This is a genomic window from Novosphingobium nitrogenifigens DSM 19370, assembly GCF_000192575.1.
GTDB lineage: Bacteria > Pseudomonadota > Alphaproteobacteria > Sphingomonadales > Sphingomonadaceae > Novosphingobium > Novosphingobium nitrogenifigens.
This window is the reverse complement of record NZ_GL876933.1, coordinates 734,564-751,822: the sequence shown is the minus strand read 5'-3', so window position 1 is coordinate 751,822 and position 17,259 is coordinate 734,564. Positions and strand designations below refer to the sequence as shown.

At 65.4% G+C, this 17,259-nt stretch carries 22 protein-coding genes; 5 read left to right on the top strand and 17 right to left on the bottom strand.

Annotation, left to right across the window (positions count from 1 at the left end):
• Nucleotides 1-54: 54 nt before the first annotated feature.
• Both Y88_RS13445 and Y88_RS13440 read left to right on the top strand, forming a co-directional pair.
• Entirely contained in the window at nucleotides 55-1,518 is a 1,464-nt protein-coding gene (locus Y88_RS13445) for a protein adenylyltransferase SelO (protein WP_008070166.1), read from the top strand.
• Between the two features lie 50 nt (nucleotides 1,519-1,568).
• Nucleotides 1,569-2,999, top strand: coding sequence for a succinylglutamate-semialdehyde dehydrogenase (locus tag Y88_RS13440; protein WP_008070165.1), 1,431 nt, complete (start codon nucleotides 1,569-1,571; stop codon nucleotides 2,997-2,999).
• On the opposite strand, the gene Y88_RS13435 is transcribed toward Y88_RS13440, so the two are convergent.
• Entirely contained in the window at nucleotides 2,986-3,291 is a 306-nt protein-coding gene (locus Y88_RS13435; protein WP_008070164.1) for a hypothetical protein, read from the bottom strand. The two genes, Y88_RS13440 and Y88_RS13435, sit on opposite strands and share 14 nt — an antisense overlap.
• Nucleotides 3,292-3,388: 97 nt before the next feature.
• Entirely contained in the window at nucleotides 3,389-3,946 is a 558-nt protein-coding gene (locus Y88_RS13430) for a glycine zipper 2TM domain-containing protein (protein WP_008070163.1), read from the bottom strand.
• A gap of 156 nt (nucleotides 3,947-4,102) precedes the next feature.
• On the opposite strand from Y88_RS13430, the gene rarD reads away from it, so the two are divergent.
• A complete protein-coding gene (gene rarD / locus Y88_RS13425; protein WP_008070162.1) occupies nucleotides 4,103-5,023 on the top strand; it encodes an EamA family transporter RarD in 921 nt (306 codons plus the stop codon).
• A 30-nt stretch (nucleotides 5,024-5,053) separates the two neighbouring features.
• On the opposite strand, the gene pyrC is transcribed toward rarD, so the two are convergent.
• Nucleotides 5,054-6,100: a dihydroorotase gene (gene pyrC, locus Y88_RS13420; protein ID WP_008070161.1), complete on the bottom strand. Its 1,047-nt coding sequence runs from the start codon at nucleotides 6,098-6,100 to the stop codon at nucleotides 5,054-5,056.
• Between the two features lie 39 nt (nucleotides 6,101-6,139).
• On the opposite strand from pyrC, the gene ygfZ reads away from it, so the two are divergent.
• Nucleotides 6,140-6,889 carry a CAF17-like 4Fe-4S cluster assembly/insertion protein YgfZ gene (gene ygfZ, locus Y88_RS13415; RefSeq protein WP_008070160.1) on the top strand — a complete coding sequence of 250 codons (750 nt, stop codon included), beginning with the start codon at nucleotides 6,140-6,142 and terminating at the stop codon, nucleotides 6,887-6,889.
• Between the two features lie 9 nt (nucleotides 6,890-6,898).
• Here the strand turns inward: ygfZ and Y88_RS13410 are convergent, their stop codons facing one another.
• The 4 genes from Y88_RS13410 to rplU form a co-directional block, all read right to left on the bottom strand.
• The gene (locus Y88_RS13410; RefSeq protein WP_008070159.1) at nucleotides 6,899-7,471 is read right to left on the bottom strand and encodes a TetR family transcriptional regulator; all 573 of its coding nucleotides are present in this window, start codon (nucleotides 7,469-7,471) and stop codon (nucleotides 6,899-6,901) included.
• A 140-nt stretch (nucleotides 7,472-7,611) separates the two neighbouring features.
• Nucleotides 7,612-8,178: a GNAT family N-acetyltransferase gene (locus Y88_RS13405; RefSeq protein WP_008070157.1), complete on the bottom strand. Its 567-nt coding sequence runs from the start codon at nucleotides 8,176-8,178 to the stop codon at nucleotides 7,612-7,614.
• Between the two features lie 332 nt (nucleotides 8,179-8,510).
• Nucleotides 8,511-8,780 (bottom strand): 50S ribosomal protein L27, encoded by a 270-nt coding sequence (rpmA, locus tag Y88_RS13400; protein WP_008070156.1) that lies wholly within the window; start codon nucleotides 8,778-8,780, stop codon nucleotides 8,511-8,513.
• A 27-nt stretch (nucleotides 8,781-8,807) separates the two neighbouring features.
• Entirely contained in the window at nucleotides 8,808-9,104 is a 297-nt protein-coding gene (gene rplU / locus Y88_RS13395) for a 50S ribosomal protein L21 (protein ID WP_008070155.1), read from the bottom strand.
• 259 nt (nucleotides 9,105-9,363) lie between these two features.
• Here rplU and Y88_RS13390 point away from each other — a divergent pair, with 259 nt between their 5' ends.
• The gene (locus Y88_RS13390) at nucleotides 9,364-9,945 is read left to right on the top strand and encodes a hypothetical protein (protein WP_018075468.1); all 582 of its coding nucleotides are present in this window, start codon (nucleotides 9,364-9,366) and stop codon (nucleotides 9,943-9,945) included.
• A 49-nt stretch (nucleotides 9,946-9,994) separates the two neighbouring features.
• Here the strand turns inward: Y88_RS13390 and Y88_RS13385 are convergent, their stop codons facing one another.
• The 10 genes from Y88_RS13385 to Y88_RS13340 form a co-directional block, all read right to left on the bottom strand.
• Nucleotides 9,995-10,762: an SDR family oxidoreductase gene (locus Y88_RS13385; protein WP_008070153.1), complete on the bottom strand. Its 768-nt coding sequence runs from the start codon at nucleotides 10,760-10,762 to the stop codon at nucleotides 9,995-9,997.
• Nucleotides 10,759-11,133 (bottom strand): dihydroneopterin aldolase, encoded by a 375-nt coding sequence (locus tag Y88_RS13380; protein WP_008070152.1) that lies wholly within the window; start codon nucleotides 11,131-11,133, stop codon nucleotides 10,759-10,761. Before Y88_RS13380 ends, Y88_RS13385 begins: the two co-directional genes overlap by 4 nt.
• 64 nt (nucleotides 11,134-11,197) lie before the next feature.
• Complete coding sequence (locus Y88_RS13375; protein WP_008070151.1) at nucleotides 11,198-12,103, bottom strand: class I SAM-dependent methyltransferase; 906 nt, start codon at nucleotides 12,101-12,103, stop codon at nucleotides 11,198-11,200.
• 14 nt (nucleotides 12,104-12,117) lie between these two features.
• Nucleotides 12,118-13,524: a threonine synthase gene (gene thrC, locus Y88_RS13370; RefSeq protein ID WP_008070150.1), complete on the bottom strand. Its 1,407-nt coding sequence runs from the start codon at nucleotides 13,522-13,524 to the stop codon at nucleotides 12,118-12,120.
• Nucleotides 13,525-13,582: 58 nt separating this feature from the next.
• Nucleotides 13,583-14,191 carry an SURF1 family protein gene (locus Y88_RS13365; RefSeq protein ID WP_018075472.1) on the bottom strand — a complete coding sequence of 203 codons (609 nt, stop codon included), beginning with the start codon at nucleotides 14,189-14,191 and terminating at the stop codon, nucleotides 13,583-13,585.
• Nucleotides 14,191-14,562 (bottom strand): DUF983 domain-containing protein, encoded by a 372-nt coding sequence (locus tag Y88_RS13360; protein ID WP_232281071.1) that lies wholly within the window; start codon nucleotides 14,560-14,562, stop codon nucleotides 14,191-14,193. Before Y88_RS13360 ends, Y88_RS13365 begins: the two co-directional genes overlap by 1 nt.
• Before the next feature lie 13 nt (nucleotides 14,563-14,575).
• On the bottom strand, nucleotides 14,576-15,400 hold the full coding sequence (locus tag Y88_RS13355; protein WP_008070147.1) for a cytochrome c oxidase subunit 3: 825 nt from the start codon (nucleotides 15,398-15,400) through the stop codon (nucleotides 14,576-14,578).
• 128 nt (nucleotides 15,401-15,528) lie between these two features.
• On the bottom strand, nucleotides 15,529-16,092 hold the full coding sequence (locus Y88_RS13350) for a cytochrome c oxidase assembly protein (protein WP_008070146.1): 564 nt from the start codon (nucleotides 16,090-16,092) through the stop codon (nucleotides 15,529-15,531).
• 3 nt (nucleotides 16,093-16,095) lie between these two features.
• Nucleotides 16,096-16,284, bottom strand: coding sequence for a hypothetical protein (locus tag Y88_RS13345; RefSeq protein WP_008070144.1), 189 nt, complete (start codon nucleotides 16,282-16,284; stop codon nucleotides 16,096-16,098).
• Between the two features lie 4 nt (nucleotides 16,285-16,288).
• Nucleotides 16,289-17,227, bottom strand: a complete 939-nt coding sequence (locus tag Y88_RS13340) for a heme o synthase (protein ID WP_018075473.1) — start codon at nucleotides 17,225-17,227, stop codon at nucleotides 16,289-16,291.
• Between the last annotated feature and the right edge of the window lie 32 nt (nucleotides 17,228-17,259).

Here is a 17,259-nt window from a genome sequence, read left to right as displayed (position 1 = left end):
GTCTTCGGTCGGACGCTTGCGCCTTTGCGCCCATGCGCTCACAAAGGAGGAGCAATGGATCCCTCCGACAATCCCCGTCCCTCGGCGTTCGCACCCGGATATATCCCCGACCCGCGCATCCTGTCGCTGGCCCGCTGGCTCGGCGATCCAGTTCGTGCGGCGCCCTTTCCCGAAACCCGGCTGCGCTGGCGCAACGACCGGGCTGCTGCGACGGTCGGGCTCGACGGACTCGACGACGCGCAATGGATTGCCCACTTCGGCCGGTTCGAACCGCTGCCCGGTAATCTGCCCGAGCCGCTCGCACTGCGCTATCACGGGCATCAGTTCCGGGTCTACAATCCCGATCTGGGCGATGGACGCGGTTTCCTGTTCGCCCAGATGCGCGATGACGGCGGCCGCCTGCTCGACCTTGGGACCAAGGGGTCGGGCCAGACGCCGTGGAGCCGCCGGGGCGACGGGCGCCTGACGCTGAAAGGCGCGGTTCGCGAAGTGCTCGCGACCGAAATGCTCGAAGCTCTCGGCGTTCCCACCAGCCGCACGTTCAGCGTGATCGAAACCGGCGAGGCACTCTGGCGCGGCGACGAACCTTCGCCCACCCGTTCGGCGGTGCTCGTCCGCCTGAGCCACGGCCACATCCGCATCGGCACGTTTCAGCGCCTGCTCGCGCTCGAAAGCGCGGACGAGATGCGCGAACTGGTCGATTATTGCCTGGCCACCTTTCCCGGTCCCGCAGGCCCCGAAGGCGTGAGCCCCGCCGCGTGCCTGCTGCATCAGGTGGTCGAACGTCTGGCCGACCTTGCCGCGGCATGGATGGTCGCCGGGTTCGTCCACGGCGTGCTCAATACCGACAACATGAACGTCAGCGGTGAAAGTTTCGATTACGGCCCGTGGCGCTGGCTGCCGCGATGGGACCCGAATTTCACCGCCGCCTATTTCGATCATCAGGGGCTCTATGCCTATGGCCGCCAGCCCCAGACCCTGCACTGGAACTGCGGACAACTGGCCGTCGCGCTGCGCCTGATCGAGGACACAGCGCCGCTTGTTGCCGCACTCGACCGCTTTCCCGCGCTCTATGCCGAGGCGATGGCCCGGCGCTGGTGCTGGCGACTGGGCGTCGAACCGCGCGGGCAGGAGGCCGACGCGGCGCTGATCGCCGCCTGCGAGACGGCCATGGGCGAAAGCGGTCAGGGGCCGGATGCCTTTTTCTTTGCCCGTCGCGCAGGACGCGGGGCAACCGGCGCGTTGGCACAGGCACTGCGGGAATATCAGCCGTCCCCAAGCGTTCATGCTTATTGGAACGAGAACGCTCCGCTAACCATGCTGATCGAGGATATGGAGGCGATCTGGGCCCCGATCGCCGACCATGATGACTGGGACTTGTTTACGAACACGATCGCCGCGATCCGTCGCATGGGCGAAGCCCATGGCGCTCCTCCTGCCCCTGCCGGAACGCTTGCGTCCGGCGGAGAAGCCCCGCTTGCACCTGTCCGGAGCGGGAGCAACGGGTCCGGCGCATGAGCACCCGGAACGAAGCGGTTCCAGCCGCGCCATCTCAGCCCCCCGCCCGAATGAACAAGTCCGGCGCGGGTCCGGGCGAAGTGCTTTCGATCGAACCGGCCACCGGCGCGATCCTGTGGCAGGGACGCATCGGCGATGTCGATGAAGCCGTCGACCGCGCCCGCCGCGCCTGGTCGACATGGGCCGCGCAACCCCATTCCAACCGGATCGAACTCGTCCGGCGTTTCGGCAACGAAGTGCGCAAGGAGAACGAACGCCTTGCCACTCTGATCGCGCGCGAGACCGGAAAGCCGCTGTGGGAAGCCCGCGACGAAGTCGAGGACGTGCTGTCCCGGATCGAAAGCTCTGTCAGGGGCTATGCCGAGCGGACGTCACAACGGCGTCTCGACGGCGCGCTTCAAGGCAGCAGCGCGTTGCGGCACAAACCGCACGGGGTCATGGCAGTGATCACCCCCTGCAATGCCCCCGCCGCCGTTCCGGCCGGCCATATCATCCCCGCGCTGATTGCGGGCAATGCCGTGGTGTTCAAGCCGTCCGAACGCGCGCCTGCGACCGGCGAGCTGCTCGCGCGCTGTTTCCACCGGGCGGGAATCTCGGCCGCCGTGGTCCAGGTCCTGATCGGCGGCGGCGAACAGGGGCAGGCGCTGGCATTGCATGAAGGGATCGACGGGGTTCTTTTCACCGGGTCGGCCCATGTCGGCATCGCGCTCAATCGCCGCCTCGCGGGCAATCCGGGAAAACTGGTCGCGCTCGAACTGGGCGGCAACAATCCGATCGTCGTCTGGGACACGCCCAAGATCGCCGATGCCGCCGTGCTGGTGGTGCAATCCGCCTTTGCCGGAGCAGGTCAGCGATGCACCACCGCGCGCAGGCTGATCGTCAAGGCCAGCCTGGCCGAAGCCCTCCTCGATGAAGTCAAGAAACTGGCCGACCGGCTGATCGTGGGCGCGCCCTTCGACGAACCGGCTCCGTTCATGGGGCCGGTCAGCGACAATCGCACCGCCGACGGCCTGACCGAGAGTTTCGTCTACCTGCTATCCAACGGCGGGCGCCCGATCAAGCATCTGGTCCGCCTCGATGACCGCCTGCCGTTCCTGTCCCCGGCAATCATCGACGTGACGCGGATGAAGGAACGTCCCGACGTCGAACTGTTCGGCCCCTTGTTGCAAGTCATCACGGTCGAGGATTTCGACGCTGCCATTGCCGAGGCCAATGCCACCCGGTTCGGCCTGACCGCCGCGTTGATCGGGGGAGCACCGGAAGACTACAACCGCTTCTGGGCCCATGTTCGCGCCGGGGTCATCAACTGGAACCGGCCGACTCATGCGGTTGCCCCCAGCGCCCCCTTCGGCGGGGTCGGTCTGTCGGGCAATCATCGCCCGACGTCCTATTACGCGGCCGATTCGTGCGCCTATCCGGTCGCCTCGGCCGAAATGGAACAGCCGCGTGCCGGGATCGGCGTGGGGCTCAGGGACGCCTGAGCGACGAAGCCTCGCCCGGAAGCGGGTGAGGCGGCGTATCCGGTCCGGGCGGCTGGATCGCGAGATTGCGGGCATTGAACTGCGACAGGTCGGGATCGACCAGCAACGGACTTTCCAGCGCACGCGCCATGGCCGGATCGCTGGATGCAGGCGTGGGCGGCAAAGCCTTGTCCTCACACCCGCCCAGCATCAGGACTGCGCCCGACAGCATGACGGCCAAAAGCCGAACGGAAACAGGCGTCGCTGCTGCGGGCGCTGTCGCCTCTCCTGCCGTTCCTGCGCGCTCGATCATGCGACCTCATGCCCCCGGTGTGGTTAAGAGGGCGTTTGCAGCAAAAGGGCGCCCGTCCGGCAAGACCGGAAAGGCGCCCTTCATACCGTTGTCTGCATTACCGGCAGGAAACGTTGTTGCGGTCGATGGCATGACCGATCAGAGCGCCACCCGCCGCACCCAGCACGGTGCCGAGCGTGCGGTCGCCATAAGGCCCGGCAACACCGCGACCGATCAGCGCCCCGGCGACACCGCCGATCAGAAGGCCGGTGGTTCCATCCGAGCGGCGGCAATAATAGCGACCGTCGCGACCGCGCCACGAGGGGCCGTCATAATAGTAGTTCGAGCGATGCCAGTCGCCCCGATAGCCGTCGTGATAGTCCCGGCCGAAACCGCGATCCTCCCAGCCGCGACCGCGATCCCAGCCACGGTCCCAACCGCGCCCGCCGCGATCCCAGTCGCCGTCATGGCCCCAACCGCCGCGATCGCCACCCCAGCCATGCCCACGGTCCCAGTCATGATCGGGGCCGTGATGCCAGCCGGCTTCCTGCAAGACGGCCGGAGCGCCATAGCCGCCAAGCGGGACGGCCTGCGCCGGTACGGCAGAGACGACCCCCGCCAGTGCAGCGAGGCCCAGCGCGGCGCGGACAACGAGCGAGTTCGACTTGAGGGTCATGGAATGGTCCTTCCTGTTCCTTTGGCCGACTCTCGGGGAGCGGCTTCGCGTTCAGGTTTACGCACCCCAAGCTGAACCGATCGCAACACAGATGTCAGCTTTGCCCTTTTGCGACGAAGCGTTGCACCCTGCCCGACGACCTGCCACATCCACGGGGTGAACCGTTTTCGTCGCCCTTCCGAACCTGGTGCCGGGCCCGGCCGCCATCACGGACTGGCGGCCGGGCTGTCGGCCTATGTCCTGTGGGGGTTCCTGCCCCTGCTTTTCCATGCCCTGCGCGCGGTGCCGCCGTTCGAGCTGGTGTCGTGGCGCGTGGTCTTCACGGTGCCGGTCTGCCTTGCCTTCATCGCCGCCACCCGCAGCGGCGGCGATCTCCTTTCGGTCCTCAAAAACCGCCGCGTTCTCCTGCGCCTGATGCTCAGCGCCGTGCTGATCGGAAGCAACTGGACCCTGTTCGTGGCGGCGGTCGCTTCGGGCCATGTGCTCGCGACGAGCCTTGGCTATTACATCAATCCGCTGATCAATGTCCTGATCGGCACGCTCTTCCTTGGTGAAAAGCTGGGCTGGCGGCAATGGGCGGCGGTCGCCATCGCCGCAACCGGCATCGCGCTCCTGCTCGGCGGGGCGATCGAAACGCTGAGCGTCGCGCTGACCCTGGCGGTGACTTTCGCGCTCTATGGCCTCGTGCGCAAGCTGACCCCGGTCAAGGCGATCGTGGGCCTCACGGTCGAAACGCTCGCGCTCTTGCCGCTGGCCATGGGCTATGCGTTTGCGTGCACCATGCACCCGGGCGGATCGAGCCTTGCCCGGGGCGGACTGACGGCGACCTTGCTTGCCTCATCGGGGCTGGCAACGGCGGTGCCGCTGCTGCTCTTTGCCATGGCCGCGCGCAAACTGGCCTTCTCGACGCTCGGCTTCCTGCAATATGCCGCGCCGACGATCTCGTTCCTGCTCGGTATTCTGGTGCTGGGCGAGCACCTCGATCCGTTGAAGCTCGCCTGTTTCGTTCTGATCTGGACGGCGATCGGCCTGTTCAGCTGGGACGCGTGGCGCCGCCAGCGCGCGATCGCCGCCTGATTATCGAATCAGAAGGCGCGCGGCCTCACATCAGCCGACGAAGCGCCAGCCCAGGGTTTCCCCGGCATGGAACGGCACGATCAGCGTGCTCGCACAGTCGTATTCACTCGGAACCTCGACCGGCTCGCGCACGAGGGTGATCGTGTCCTCATTGACCGGCATCCCGTAAAAGGCCGGACCGTTGAGCGAGGCGAAAGCTTCGAACCGGTCGAGCGCGCCTTCCTCGTCAAAGACGGTGACATAGCTTTCCAGCGCGAACGGCGCGTTGAACAGCCCCGCACAGCCGCAGGCCGCCTCTTTCAGGTGGCGCGCATGGGGGGCCGTGTCGGTGCCGAGGAACACTCGCGAGAATCCCGAGGTCGCCAGCTTGCGCAGGGCAAGGCGATGGTGCTCGCGCTTGGCCACCGGCAGGCAATAGGCATGGGGACGAATGCCGCCGACCAGCATGGCATTGCGATTGATCTGCAAATGCTGGGGCGTGATCGTCGCTGCGACATTGGGGCCCGCGCTTTCGACGAAAGCGGCAGCCTCGGCCGTGGTGATATGTTCGAAAACGATCTTGAGACCGGGCAGATCCTCGACCAGACGCGTCATCGTGCGGTCGATGAACACCGCCTCGCGATCGAAGATGTCGACATGGGCATCGGTCACTTCGCCATGGACAAGCAGCGGCATGCCGATCTTTGCCATGCGTTCGAGCACGGGATAGATTTTGGCGATGTCGGTGACGCCATGGGCAGACCCCGTCGTGGCATGGGCGGGATAGAGCTTCGCCGCGACGAAGACCCCTTCGGCAAAACCGCGTGCGACTTCGTCGGGATCGGTCCCGTCGGTCAGGTACAGCGTCATCAGCGGCGTGAACTTCGCATCCGGCGCGCTCTGCGCCAACGCAGCAAGAATGCGGTCGCGATAGGCGGCGACCCCGGCGACGTCGACCATCGGCGGATTGAGATTGGGCATGACGATGGCCCGCGCGAATTGCCGCGCGGTATGCGGCACCACGCCCTTGAGCAGGGCGCCATCGCGCAAGTGAACATGCCAGTCGTCAGGGCGGCGGATGGTCAGAGTCGTCGTCATGCCCTTCCCCTTAGGCGGCCTCACCCCTATCTGTCACGCATGAGCGCTCCTTCCCGTCTGTTCGACCGCGCCCTTGTGCGCCTTTCTCCGCTTGAACCGGGCGAAGACGTCGCCGCCTTTCTGCAAGGGCTCGTGACCAACGACGTCACCGGGCCGCTGCCGGTCTGGACGGGCCTGCTGACCCCGCAGGGCAAGGCGCTGTTCGATTTTCTGGTCTGGCGCGAAGGGGACGATCTCCTGCTCGATTGCGAGGCGGGCTCGGCCGACGCCCTCGCCAAGCGGCTTTCGCTCTATCGCCTGCGCCGCCGCATCGCGATTGCCCGCGACGAAAGCCTTGCCGTCCACTGGCTGCCGCAGGGGGAGGACGCGCCGGAAACCGCAAGTCCCGATCCGCGCCTTGCCGATCTCGGCCTGCGCTGGATCGCTCCTGCCTCATCCCGGGATGAAGCCGCCGATGCGGCATGGCAGGCGCACCGCCTTGCCCTGGGCGTGCCCGAAGGACAGGCCGAAATCGGCAGCGACGCGACGCTCTGGCTCGAAACCAATGCCACCGACCTTGCCGGGGTCAGCTTCACCAAGGGCTGCTACGTCGGCCAGGAAAACACCGCGCGGATGAACTGGCGGCAAAAGGTCAACCGGCGGCTGGTGGTCGTCCCGCTCGACCAGTCGCGCCCGGAACGTCAGCGCGCGGCCTACCCCGCCCTTGGCCTTGCCGTCGATCACTTGCGCGTGGAGGACATTCCCGAAACCCTCGTCCCGGCATGGATGCACCTCGACAGCGAGGAATGACCGCCCCGTTCAGCAGGATCCGTTCATGCCTTCGCGCAGCATCTTCTCGGCGTGGTCACGGGCAGCCGTGCGCGGCAATTCGAGCGCGCGGCTGAGCGTTCCGCCCATCAAGGCGTCGCCCAGCGCCATCAGGGTCAGCGCGAGCGTGGTGTCGCGGCGCTTTTCAACTCCGAATTCGTCAAGTTCGACGACCAGATCGTGAATGGTCTCGACAATCGGATCGAGTGCGTCGTTGTTGCCGGTCAGCAGCATCCACGACGTCAGTGCCCCGGCGCCTTCCCGGTCGAAGGCATCGAACGTCAGATCGACCACTTCGCGCGGGGATCCCGCTCCCGACCGATTCGCCAGCACCGCGTCGCGGATCTTGGCGCAGATCTGCGCGGTCAGATGCCGGGCCAAGGCGCTTTGCAGGCCCGCCGCCGATCCGAAATGGTGGAGAAGATTGGCGTGGGTCCGGTTCACCCGACCAGCGACCGCTTTCAGCGTGACCGCCTGTGGTCCTGCCTCGATCAACAAGGCGCGCGCGGCCTCGAGCGCGGCTTCGCGGCTTTCCTCTGGACTGAGGCGTTTTCTCGCTGTCATTAGCCCCTGTTCGACCGACCCAGAACCGCGCGTTGGTCGCACGGCAATTGCCCTGCCGTAAGCGCGGGTTGCAGATAATGCAAGAAAGCCGACGCAAGGCCTCAGGCCCGCGTCGGCTTTCGCCAGATCGGATCGCTCATTCAGGCCGCGCGTCGAAACATGTTCGGGTCCGCAGGATCACTCGCCGGCGACACCAGTTCGAGAGCATAGTGATAGGCCGGGTCAGCCCGTCCGCGCGACAGGCTGTGGCACGGCTTTGCCTCACCGGTCCGCGTGAAGCCAAGCTTGCGCAGAACGCGTCCGCTGGCCGGGTTGTCGACGAAATGCCGGGCAAAGACCCGCTGGTGACCCAGCGTACGCGCAACCGACAAGGCCGCACGGGCCGCTTCCGTCGCATAGCCGCGCCGCCAGTGCTTGCGCGCGATCCAATAGCCGAGTTCAGCTTCACCCTTGCGATCGGGGTCTTCGGCAAAGCCGACGGCACCGATCACCTGCGTGCCGTTGGCACCGGGAAGCGTGACTATGAAATGGGGATGACGCGCCGACTGCGGCATGTCGGCAAAAGCCTGGGCATGCTCGGCACGATAGGGCCACGGCACCCGCGCGAGATCGCGGACGACCGCTTCGTCATCCATCAAGGTGTGGAGTTCCTGCCAGTCCTCGGGCCAACCGGGCCGCAAGAACAGCCTTTCACTGCGAATGAACATGCTCTTTCTCCTTCATCCGCCCCGCCTTTTGATCAGGTGACCGTCTGCCAGATCAGGAAAATCATCGCCTTGGCGCGATTTCCGGACCGGGCCCTAGCCACAAGTCATGACAAGGCTATGTCGATCGACAACAGTTGCATCCGAATTGCGGCCAATAGTTCCGCAAAGAAGATGCCCGGCATCGACCGGTCGGTGGCCAATTCCACCTGGATGAGGGAGACACAAAAAGAGGGAGATGGGGCTGGCCCTTCTCCCTCGTTCACCGGTTTATCGCGCTTTGCGACTCCGGAGGGGCCATCCCATCAGGACGGCCCTTGTCGTGACCATCCGAATTATTCGGCGGCTTCCGCCTGGGCGTCGACCGACACGTACTGACGGCCGAGTTTGCCCGAATGGAAACGCACGCGGCCACCGGCCAGCGCGAAAAGGGTATGGTCCTTGCCAATGCCCACGTTCGCGCCCGGGTACACGCGGGTTCCGCGCTGGCGAATAATAATGTTTCCGCCAATGACTTCCTGGCCGCCGAACTTCTTCACGCCCAGACGCTTGGACTGCGAATCGCGACCGTTGCGCGACGAGCCGCCTGCTTTCTTGTGTGCCATGTCAAAACTCCTTCAAGACCGGCCGAATCAGGCGACGGAAAGAATGCGAAGAAGCGTCATCTGCTGGCGATGACCGTTCTTGCGGCGATAGTTGTGGCGGCGGCGCTTCTTGAACACCACGACCTTTTCCGACTTGGCCTGGGCGATGATCTCTGCCGAGACCGTCACACCGGCCGGATCGGCCAGTTCGCCGTCCTTGCCAGCCAGAAGGATGTCGCCGAGGGTGATCGTTTCACCGGCTTCACCAGCCAGCTTTTCGACCGCGATCTTGTCTCCGGCGGCGACCCGATACTGCTTGCCGCCCGTGCGCACGATTGCGAACATGGTTCCTGCTATCCGTTTCAAATGCCTGGCCCACCAAGCACCCCGACCAACGCGACGCCTTCTTGCGAAGAACCCCAACGCGAATCGTGGACAGCGGGCATACGACGAAACAGCGCGAAATTGCGAAGTTTCGGAAAGAGCGGCGCCGATAATCGAACCTGCGCCGCCTGTCAACGCTTCCCACCGAGATTGCGCGCCAAACCGGGATGTTCGGCCGCTCTCCTCTGGCGGTCGCGGTGTGTCATGCTATGGCACTTTCATGCGTGATTTGCCAGCCTCCGCCGAAACGCTCTTTTCCGCCCTTGCGCGCGCTCGCGTGGGGCTTTTCCTGCCGATCGGCGCCGCCCTGCTCGTGGGCGGATGCGGGCGTCTCGGCCGTTATCCCCCACTTGGCCTGCGTCCGGCCGAGCTTGCCTATATGAATGCCGCATCGACTCCGGCGCAGACAGAGGAAGCCCCCGGCGAGGCGACGGCCGACACCTTGGCGCGAATCGATTCGCTGCGCACGCAGGCCCGGCAGGCGGCCGACACGTTCGCGATCCGGGCCAAGGAGGCCGAGCGCCTGACGGCTGCTGCACGCGGAAAGGGAACCGGGGGCGACGCCTGGGCCGCCGCGACCGTTGCCATGGCTTCGCTCGATTCGGCCCGCAGCGACACCGCGATGCCGCTCGCCGATCTCGATTCGCTGCTGGTGACCAAATCGCTCGCCGCTGCCGAGACCGAGGACGCCGCGCACAAGGCCGAACGCGATGCCGTTGCCCGCGCCGATGACGACGTGGCAAAGCTGCTGGGCGAGGAAGACGCGCGGCTTGCAAAGCTCCGCGCGGTCATGCCCGGCTGATACCAACCTGCGATGAGTTCATCTCATTGCAGGTCCGTATGCGAGGAATTTACCGCGCGAGGTGGACGAAGTCGCGGGGATAGGCCTCGAGATTGGCTCCCGCGTCGACGAACAGGGTTTCGCCGGTGATCGCCCGCGCCGTGGTGAGCAACAGGACCGCCTCGGCAATGTCCTCGGGGCTCGACAACCGCTGCAAGGGCATGAGCTCGGTCAGCCGCTGCCATTGGTCGGCATCGTAATCATCGGTCGGCAGCGTCAATCCCGGCGCCACCGCATTGACCCGCACTCGCGGCGCCAGCGCGCGGGCAAGCGTGCGCACCGAGGCGTGGAGCGCCTGCTTCGAGAGGGTATAGCTCAATTGATCGGGGACGGGATTGCGCACGCGCTGGTCGATGATCTGCACCACCGCGCCGTCCGCCTCGCCCAAGGCGGCGGCAAAGGCCCGCGTCAGGATCAGCGGCGCGAAGCAATTGACGCGAAAGTGCAGGTCGAGCGCTTGCGCATCCATCGTCGGCAACGTGTCGTCGTGAAAGGCCGAGGCGCAATTGACCAGGACCGAAGGCGCCCGTCCCGCAGCCGCCACGGCCGCCGGGATCATCGCCTCGACGGCGGCCATGTCGGCAAGGTCGGCCTCCACCGCATGGACCGTTGCCCCCAGCCCGCGCAGATCGTCGGCAAAGGCCGGTTCGAAACTTTGTGCATGATGGGCATGAAGCACGAGATCGTGCCCTGCCTCTGCCAGTCGCCGCGCAATCGCCGCGCCGATCCGGCGCCACCCGCCGGTCACCAGCGCGATCGGACGCGGCGCGCCCGTCATCCGCGACGATACCGCGTCAAGGTCATGCCGATTTCCTCACCGGCTTCGGCAATTGCCAGCTTGACGATCTTGACGGTCACGCGCTCGATCCGGTCATCCTGAAGGAACAGGGTTTCGGCGATGTGATCGCCCACCGATTCGATCAGGGTGAAATGGACGTCGGTCGGCAGACCGCTGGTCGCCGCGAACTTGATGTCCATATAGTTCTTGCTCGCCGACAGCGGGGTGTCGGGCGTGAAGAACGCCTCGGGTTTGAGCGCGACGCTGATCGAAATGCGCAAGGGTTGCGGCCGCCCGGTCTCTTCCGAGTAGATCCCGGTGAGAACGTCGGTTTCGATGTTGGCGACTTCGAGGATGAGGCTGTCTGACACGGCGCGCGCCTCTGGCACCGGTTGGGTGGTTTGTCCAGACTCGCGGGGGCGCAGGAGGGAGACTTCAGCCATTCTTTTCGTCTCCATCACGAGACCAGCGGGCAAAGATCGCGGTGGGCAGCACGCGCCCGCCTTCTCCGGCCTCGGCAATCGCCAGATCGCCATGCTCGATCGCGCCGGGAAGATGGCCCAGCACTTCATGCAAGAGCCCCGCCAGTGCGAGCGAGGACATGCGCACGGCATAGACCGTCAGGAACAGGAACCGGCTGTCACCATCGAGCAGACGCGCGCAATCGGCGATCAGCCCGGGCAGACCTTCTTCCAGGCGCCAGACTTCGCCTTCCGGGCCACGGCCGAACTTGGGCGGATCGAGAATGATGCCGTCATAGCGGCGACCGCGACGGACTTCGCGCGCTGCGAACTTGGCCGCATCGTCGACGATCCAGCGGACCGGCCGGTCCTCCATGCCCGACAGCGCGGCATTGGCACGGGCCTGCGTCACCGATTTCTTGGATGCATCGACATGCGTGACCGGGCCGAAGCGCGACAGCGACAGCGTGCCGACGCCGGTATAGCCGAAGAGGTTGAGCGTCGCGGCATTGTCCTGCCCCGCCAGACGCGCGCCCATCCAGTCCCAGACCGGCGCCATGTCGGGAAAGAAGCCGAGATGGCGGAACGGCGTGCAGCTGGCGGTAAAGCGCACGTCCCCGCGCGCAAGCGGCCAACCTTCGCGCGGGACCGGCCGCGCGAATTGCCAGCGGCCGCCCCCGTCCTCGTCCGAGCCGGGCACGAATTCACCGTCGGCGGACCAGTCGGCCTGACGCGGCGTCCACATCGCCTGCGGTTCGGGGCGGATGAAGCGATGGGGGCCATAGGCCTCCAGCTTGCGCCCATGCCCCGAATCGAGCAGCGCGAAATCGTCCCAGCCTTCCCCGATCATGAGGGCGGGTTGCAGCACGAGACGGGCCACGGATCCGCTCCCGATCAGCCGTGACGCGGCGTTGCGCGCGCGGTGACGTAAGCCTTCACCGCATCGTACTCGCCGGGCAGGCGCTCGAACCGTTCTTCGCGTTCGAACAGGTCACCCACGCGTGCGGGCAGTTCCGGACGCAGGCCGATGGCGCTTTCCACCGCGTCGCCGAACTTGGCCGGATGCGCCGTCGCCAGCGTCACCACCGGCACGTCGGCAGGCAGGCCTTGCGCGGCACGCGCCGCGTGAAGCGCGATGGCGGTGTGGGGATCGATCACTTCGCCGGTCGCCTCGAACGCCCAGCGCTGCGCCGCGACCATCTGGTCGGCATCGGCACGGGCACTGGTGAACAGGCCCGCCGCCGCTTCGCGCTGCGCATTGGTCAGTTGCAGGACCTTGGTCGCGTCGAACGTCTTCATCTGCTGCGCGATCAGCGCGGCATCGCGTCCGGCTGCATCGAACAGCAGACGTTCGAAATTCGACGACACCTGAATGTCCATCGACGGCGCGGCAGTCGGGGTGACGGTTCCGGCCGAATAGTCCCCGGTCGACAGCGCGCGGTGGAGAATATCGTTGATATTGGTCGCAACGATCAGCCGCTCGATCGGCAGGCCCATCTGCGCCGCGACATAACCGGCAAAGACGTCGCCGAAATTGCCCGTCGGGACGCTGAAGGCGACCTTGCGGTGCGGTGCGCCCAGTTGCAGCGCGGCGGCGAAGTAATAGACCACCTGCGCCATCAGACGGGCCCAGTTGATCGAATTGACCGCCGCGATGCCGAACTGCCCGGTGACCGAGGCATCGTTGAACATGCGCTTCACCATCGCCTGCGCGTCGTCGAAGCTGCCGTCGATGGCGATGTTGTAGACGTTGTCGGACAGCACGGTGGTCATCTGCCGACGCTGCACGTCGCTCACCCGGCCATCGGGATGGAGCATGAAGATGTCGACCTTGGCCCGACCCGCGACCGCATCGATCGCCGCCGAACCGGTGTCGCCCGACGTCGCCCCGACGATGGTCAGGTGATCGTCGCGACGCGACAGGAATTCCTCGAACAGCAGGCCCAGCAATTGCAGCGCCACGTCCTTGAACGCCAGCGTCGGGCCGTGGAACAGCTCGAGCAGCCACTGACGCTCGTCGAACTGCTTGAGCGGCGTGACGGCGGCATGGGCAAAGCGCCCATAGGCCTTGGTCGTCAGTTCAAGCAGGCGTTCGGGCGTCAGGCTGTCGCCCACGAAGGGCTGCATGATCTTCTGCGCAAGTTGCGCATAGGGAAGCCCGGCAAGCGCGGCGATCTCTTCGGTCGAAAAGCGCGGCCATGCTTCGGGAACATAAAGCCCGCCATCGCTGGCAAGCCCGGCGAGAGTGACGCCTTCGAAATCGAGCGCGGGCGCGGTGCCGCGCGTGCTGACATACTTCATCGCATTCCCCGTGTGGTCGCCGCGCGCGTAGCGGCCCCCGTCCCCCAAGGCAAGGCGATCAACGGCGCCGCAGTGCAAGAAGATAGATAATCAGCGCCGTTGCCGCGAACGCGAACCACTGGATCGCATAGGACCAGTGGTTGTTGGCAATCTCGCGCGGATTGGGCCGCGCATTGGCTTCAAGACCGCCAAGCGGCGGTTCGGCAACGATATGCCAGTCGAGCGCGCGCCCGTCGCGGCCGGGCACGAACACCCCCGCCTTGGGCCCCGGCACGGCAATGCCCGCAATCCCGCCGCCCGGCCAGATCACCGGCACGACGGCAAAGGACCAGCCAATCACCACGGGAACATGCGTCGCCTCTGCCCCGGTGCCGTGGCTGCAGACGACGACATGGGCCCAGCCCGAACGCCCTTGCGCATTGCGTCCGGCAACGACCTGGTCCGCGCCCGGTTCGGGACAATCCCACAGGACCCGGCGATAGGCGGCAAAGTCGGGGATGTCCGTCCCCGTCAACGCGACCACCCCGGTCTGCGCACTGGCCGCGACATAGCGCGCGATCAGAGCCTCTTTCCATGCGCGGCGATGCAATTGCCACATTCCCAGCCCGATCATCGCCGCGACCGCGACCAGAACGAACACGGTGGCCCCAAGCGGAGGACGGCGCATCAAAGCTCCTCTCGTGCAAGATGGCGCATCAGGCCAAGGACTTTGCCCAGGCGCACCGCGCCGATCATCGTGACCGAAACCACCGGCGGCCAGATCAGCAGATGAACCCAGAGCGGTGGGTGGAATGCATCGTCAAAGCGCAGAGCACCAAGGACAAGTCCGATCACCAGCGGCAGGACCAGCGGATAGAGCGTCCGCCCGGATGCCTCATGCGCGGCAAAGTCCAGCCCGCAACCCCGGCACGTCTCCGCAAACTGCCCAGCCCCCTCGAACAGCCCCGGCGCCCCGCACCGCGGACACAATGCGAAAAGGGCAGCCCGCACGAGGCCGGGCTGCCCTTTGGCGACGGACGGTCCGTCCGAATTCGTCATGCGCTCCATTCCCTCATTCGATCGGCGCGCCCCAATTGCCCCAGACGTAGATCGACACGAACAGGAACAGCCACACCACGTCGACGAAATGCCAGTACCACGCCGCCGCTTCAAACCCGAAATGCTGGCGCGGGGTGAAATCGTTGCGATAGGCCCGCACGAGGCAGACGATCAGGAAAATCGTGCCGACAATGACGTGGAACCCGTGGAACCCGGTCGCCATGTAAAAGACCGAACCATAGGTGTTCTGGCCAAAGGCGAACGGGGCATGGACATATTCATAGGCCTGGATCGAGCTGAACATCATCCCGAGCAGGATCGTCGCCCACAGCCCGCGCTTCAGATCCTTGCGATTGTCGTGAATCAGCGCGTGATGCGCCCAGGTCAGCGTCGTGCCCGAACACAGCAGGATCAGCGTGTTGAGCAAGGGCAGGTCGAAAGTGTTCATGACCGCCTCGATCGCCTTGGGCGGCCATTGCCCGCCGATCACGTCGGTCGCGATTTTCGACGGGAACAGCGAGAAATCGAAGAAGGCCCAGAACCAGCCGACGAAGAACATCACTTCCGACGCGATGAACAGGATCATCCCGTAACGTTGGTGAAGCTGGACCACCGGGGTGTGATGGCCCTCGTGGGCTTCCTGAATGACTTTGCCCCACCACGAGAACAGGGTGAGCGCAACGCCCAGAACCCCTGCCAGAAGAATGCCCGGACCGCCGGGCATCTTGTGCATGGAAAGGACCAGCCCGCTGGTCATCGTCAGCGCCGAAAGCGCCCCCATCAACGGCCAGATATCCGGTGGCAGGATATGATAGTCGTGGTTCTTGGTGCCGGCCATGGTCGTCCGATACTCCCAAACATGTTTTTCCCGATTCATCGGGCTTGACGCCCCCGATCGGGTTTCATCGCTTGTTTAGCCTGTCTCGGGAATGCGGTCCAGTGGCCAGAAGTACGGGAAGTGCCCCCTCATTTCCGCGAACCGGCAGCCTCCATGAAAGTATAGGACAAGGTGATCACCGGTGTGCTCCGCGCATCGGCATCCTGAAGCATGGCCGGATCGACGTAATAGATTACCGGCATCCGTACTTCCTGCCCGGCTTCGAGTCGCTGCTCGCTGAAACAGAAGCACTGGATCTTGTGGAAATAGGCGCCGGTCTGCTCGGGCGTCACATTGAACACCGCCCGCCCGGTGATCGCATGGTCGGTCAGGTTGCGGGCATAGAAATAGGCGATCTTGCGTTCACCGATGCGACCGTCCTGCGACACCTGCTCGGGCCGGAAGATCCATTTGAGCCCCGGCGCGACATTGGCATCGAACCGGATGGTGATCGGCTGGGCAACGGCATGAACCCGGTCGGCCTGCGCAGCCGTCGCACGCTGGGTCGTACCGTTGAAACCGGTCGCCTGACAGAACAGGCGATAGAGCGGGACCGAGGCATAGCCCAGCCCCAGCATGGCAAGCCCGCCAAGCGCGGCCAGCGTGGCGACCCGGCGATTGCGCGCTGCATGGGATGGCGGCGCGCTGGCCATGGATCAGGACTCCTGCGTCGCGACGGAGGTGGGCGGAGAAGTCCGGTTCTCGGCCTGCTTGGCGATCTTCACCACCGTGATCGCAAAGAACAGGACGACCAGTGCACCCAGCACCGCCGCCAGCGCGCGGCTGCGCGACTTCTGCCGGGCCCGGAACAGGGCGAGTTGTTCAGGCGTCAACGGGCTGTCCATGGTGTCAACTCCCCAGGGCGGAAAAGCCCTGCATGGCGAAACGATCGACCACCAGCATGGCAAAAAGAATGAAGAGATAAAGGATGGAATAGCCGAACAGCTGCTTTTCCGGCTTCATCCGGTCGCCTTCGGGCAAACTGGTGCGCAAGCCGACAACCGCCGAAAGGCCAAGGAAAATGAGGCCCAGCACCAGTGCCGACAGGCCATAGACCGGGCCGGTCTTTCCCAGCCACCACGGCACCAGAGTCAAGGGCAGGAGCAGCGCCGCGTAAATCAGGATCTGGCGACGCGTCGACCGCTCACCGGCAACGACCGGCATCATCGGAATGCCGACTTTGGCGTAGTCGGTCTGCACGAACAGCGCCAGGGCCCAGAAATGCGGCGGCGTCCACATGAAGATGATGAGGAACAAGAGCACCGGCATCAAGGTGATGTGCCCGGTCACCGCGATCCAGCCGATCATCGGGGGAAAGGCCCCTGCCCCGCCGCCGATCACGATGTTCTGCGGCGTGCGCGGCTTGAGCCAGATGGTATAGACCCACGAATAATAGACGATCGAGATCGCCAGGATCGCCGCATCGAGCCAGCCGATGGCAAGCCCCATGGTGATCACCGCCCCGGCCGAAAGCGCAATGCCGAAATCGCGTGCCGACGTGCGGTCCATGCGCCCATCGGGCAAGGGACGCTTGCGCGTGCGCTTCATCCCCGCGTCGATGTCGGCTTCCCACCATTGGTTGAGCGCGGCCGATCCCCCGGCCCCGACCGCGATACACAGGATCGCGGTAAAGGCCAGAACCGGGTGAATATGCCCAGGCGCTGCCAGGAGACCGCACAGGCCGGTAAAGATCACCAGCGTGATGACGCGAGGCTTGGTCAGCGCGAAGAAATCGCGCCAGTCGGCAGCGAGCGGAAAGGCGGGAGTCGTGGCAGGAGCGGCGGACATCTTTCGGGCTATAAAGGCGCTTGACCCATAGG

Bases quoted from the DNA above. Each gene is read 5' to 3' on its own strand.
- Y88_RS13430 (WP_008070163.1), bottom strand. From the start codon at position 3,946: ATGACCCTCAAGTCGAACTCGCTCGTTGTCCGCGCCGCGCTGGGCCTC.
- Y88_RS13350 (WP_008070146.1), bottom strand. From the start codon at position 16,092: ATGGCCAGCGCGCCGCCATCCCATGCAGCGCGCAATCGCCGGGTCGCC.
- Y88_RS13390 (WP_018075468.1), top strand. From the start codon at position 9,364: ATGCGTGATTTGCCAGCCTCCGCCGAAACGCTCTTTTCCGCCCTTGCG.
- Y88_RS13445 (WP_008070166.1), top strand. From the start codon at position 55: ATGGATCCCTCCGACAATCCCCGTCCCTCGGCGTTCGCACCCGGATAT.
- Y88_RS13355 (WP_008070147.1), bottom strand. From the start codon at position 15,400: ATGGCCGGCACCAAGAACCACGACTATCATATCCTGCCACCGGATATC.
- thrC (WP_008070150.1), bottom strand. From the start codon at position 13,524: ATGAAGTATGTCAGCACGCGCGGCACCGCGCCCGCGCTCGATTTCGAA.
- Y88_RS13385 (WP_008070153.1), bottom strand. From the start codon at position 10,762: ATGACGGGCGCGCCGCGTCCGATCGCGCTGGTGACCGGCGGGTGGCGC.
- Y88_RS13405 (WP_008070157.1), bottom strand. From the start codon at position 8,178: ATGTTCATTCGCAGTGAAAGGCTGTTCTTGCGGCCCGGTTGGCCCGAG.
- pyrC (WP_008070161.1), bottom strand. From the start codon at position 6,100: ATGACGACGACTCTGACCATCCGCCGCCCTGACGACTGGCATGTTCAC.
- Y88_RS13340 (WP_018075473.1), bottom strand. From the start codon at position 17,227: ATGTCCGCCGCTCCTGCCACGACTCCCGCCTTTCCGCTCGCTGCCGAC.
- Y88_RS13345 (WP_008070144.1), bottom strand. From the start codon at position 16,284: ATGGACAGCCCGTTGACGCCTGAACAACTCGCCCTGTTCCGGGCCCGG.
- Y88_RS13360 (WP_232281071.1), bottom strand. From the start codon at position 14,562: ATGACGAATTCGGACGGACCGTCCGTCGCCAAAGGGCAGCCCGGCCTC.
- ygfZ (WP_008070160.1), top strand. From the start codon at position 6,140: ATGAGCGCTCCTTCCCGTCTGTTCGACCGCGCCCTTGTGCGCCTTTCT.
- Y88_RS13410 (WP_008070159.1), bottom strand. From the start codon at position 7,471: ATGACAGCGAGAAAACGCCTCAGTCCAGAGGAAAGCCGCGAAGCCGCG.
- rplU (WP_008070155.1), bottom strand. From the start codon at position 9,104: ATGTTCGCAATCGTGCGCACGGGCGGCAAGCAGTATCGGGTCGCCGCC.
- Y88_RS13365 (WP_018075472.1), bottom strand. From the start codon at position 14,191: ATGCGCCGTCCTCCGCTTGGGGCCACCGTGTTCGTTCTGGTCGCGGTC.
- Y88_RS13440 (WP_008070165.1), top strand. From the start codon at position 1,569: ATGAACAAGTCCGGCGCGGGTCCGGGCGAAGTGCTTTCGATCGAACCG.
- Y88_RS13435 (WP_008070164.1), bottom strand. From the start codon at position 3,291: ATGATCGAGCGCGCAGGAACGGCAGGAGAGGCGACAGCGCCCGCAGCA.
- rpmA (WP_008070156.1), bottom strand. From the start codon at position 8,780: ATGGCACACAAGAAAGCAGGCGGCTCGTCGCGCAACGGTCGCGATTCG.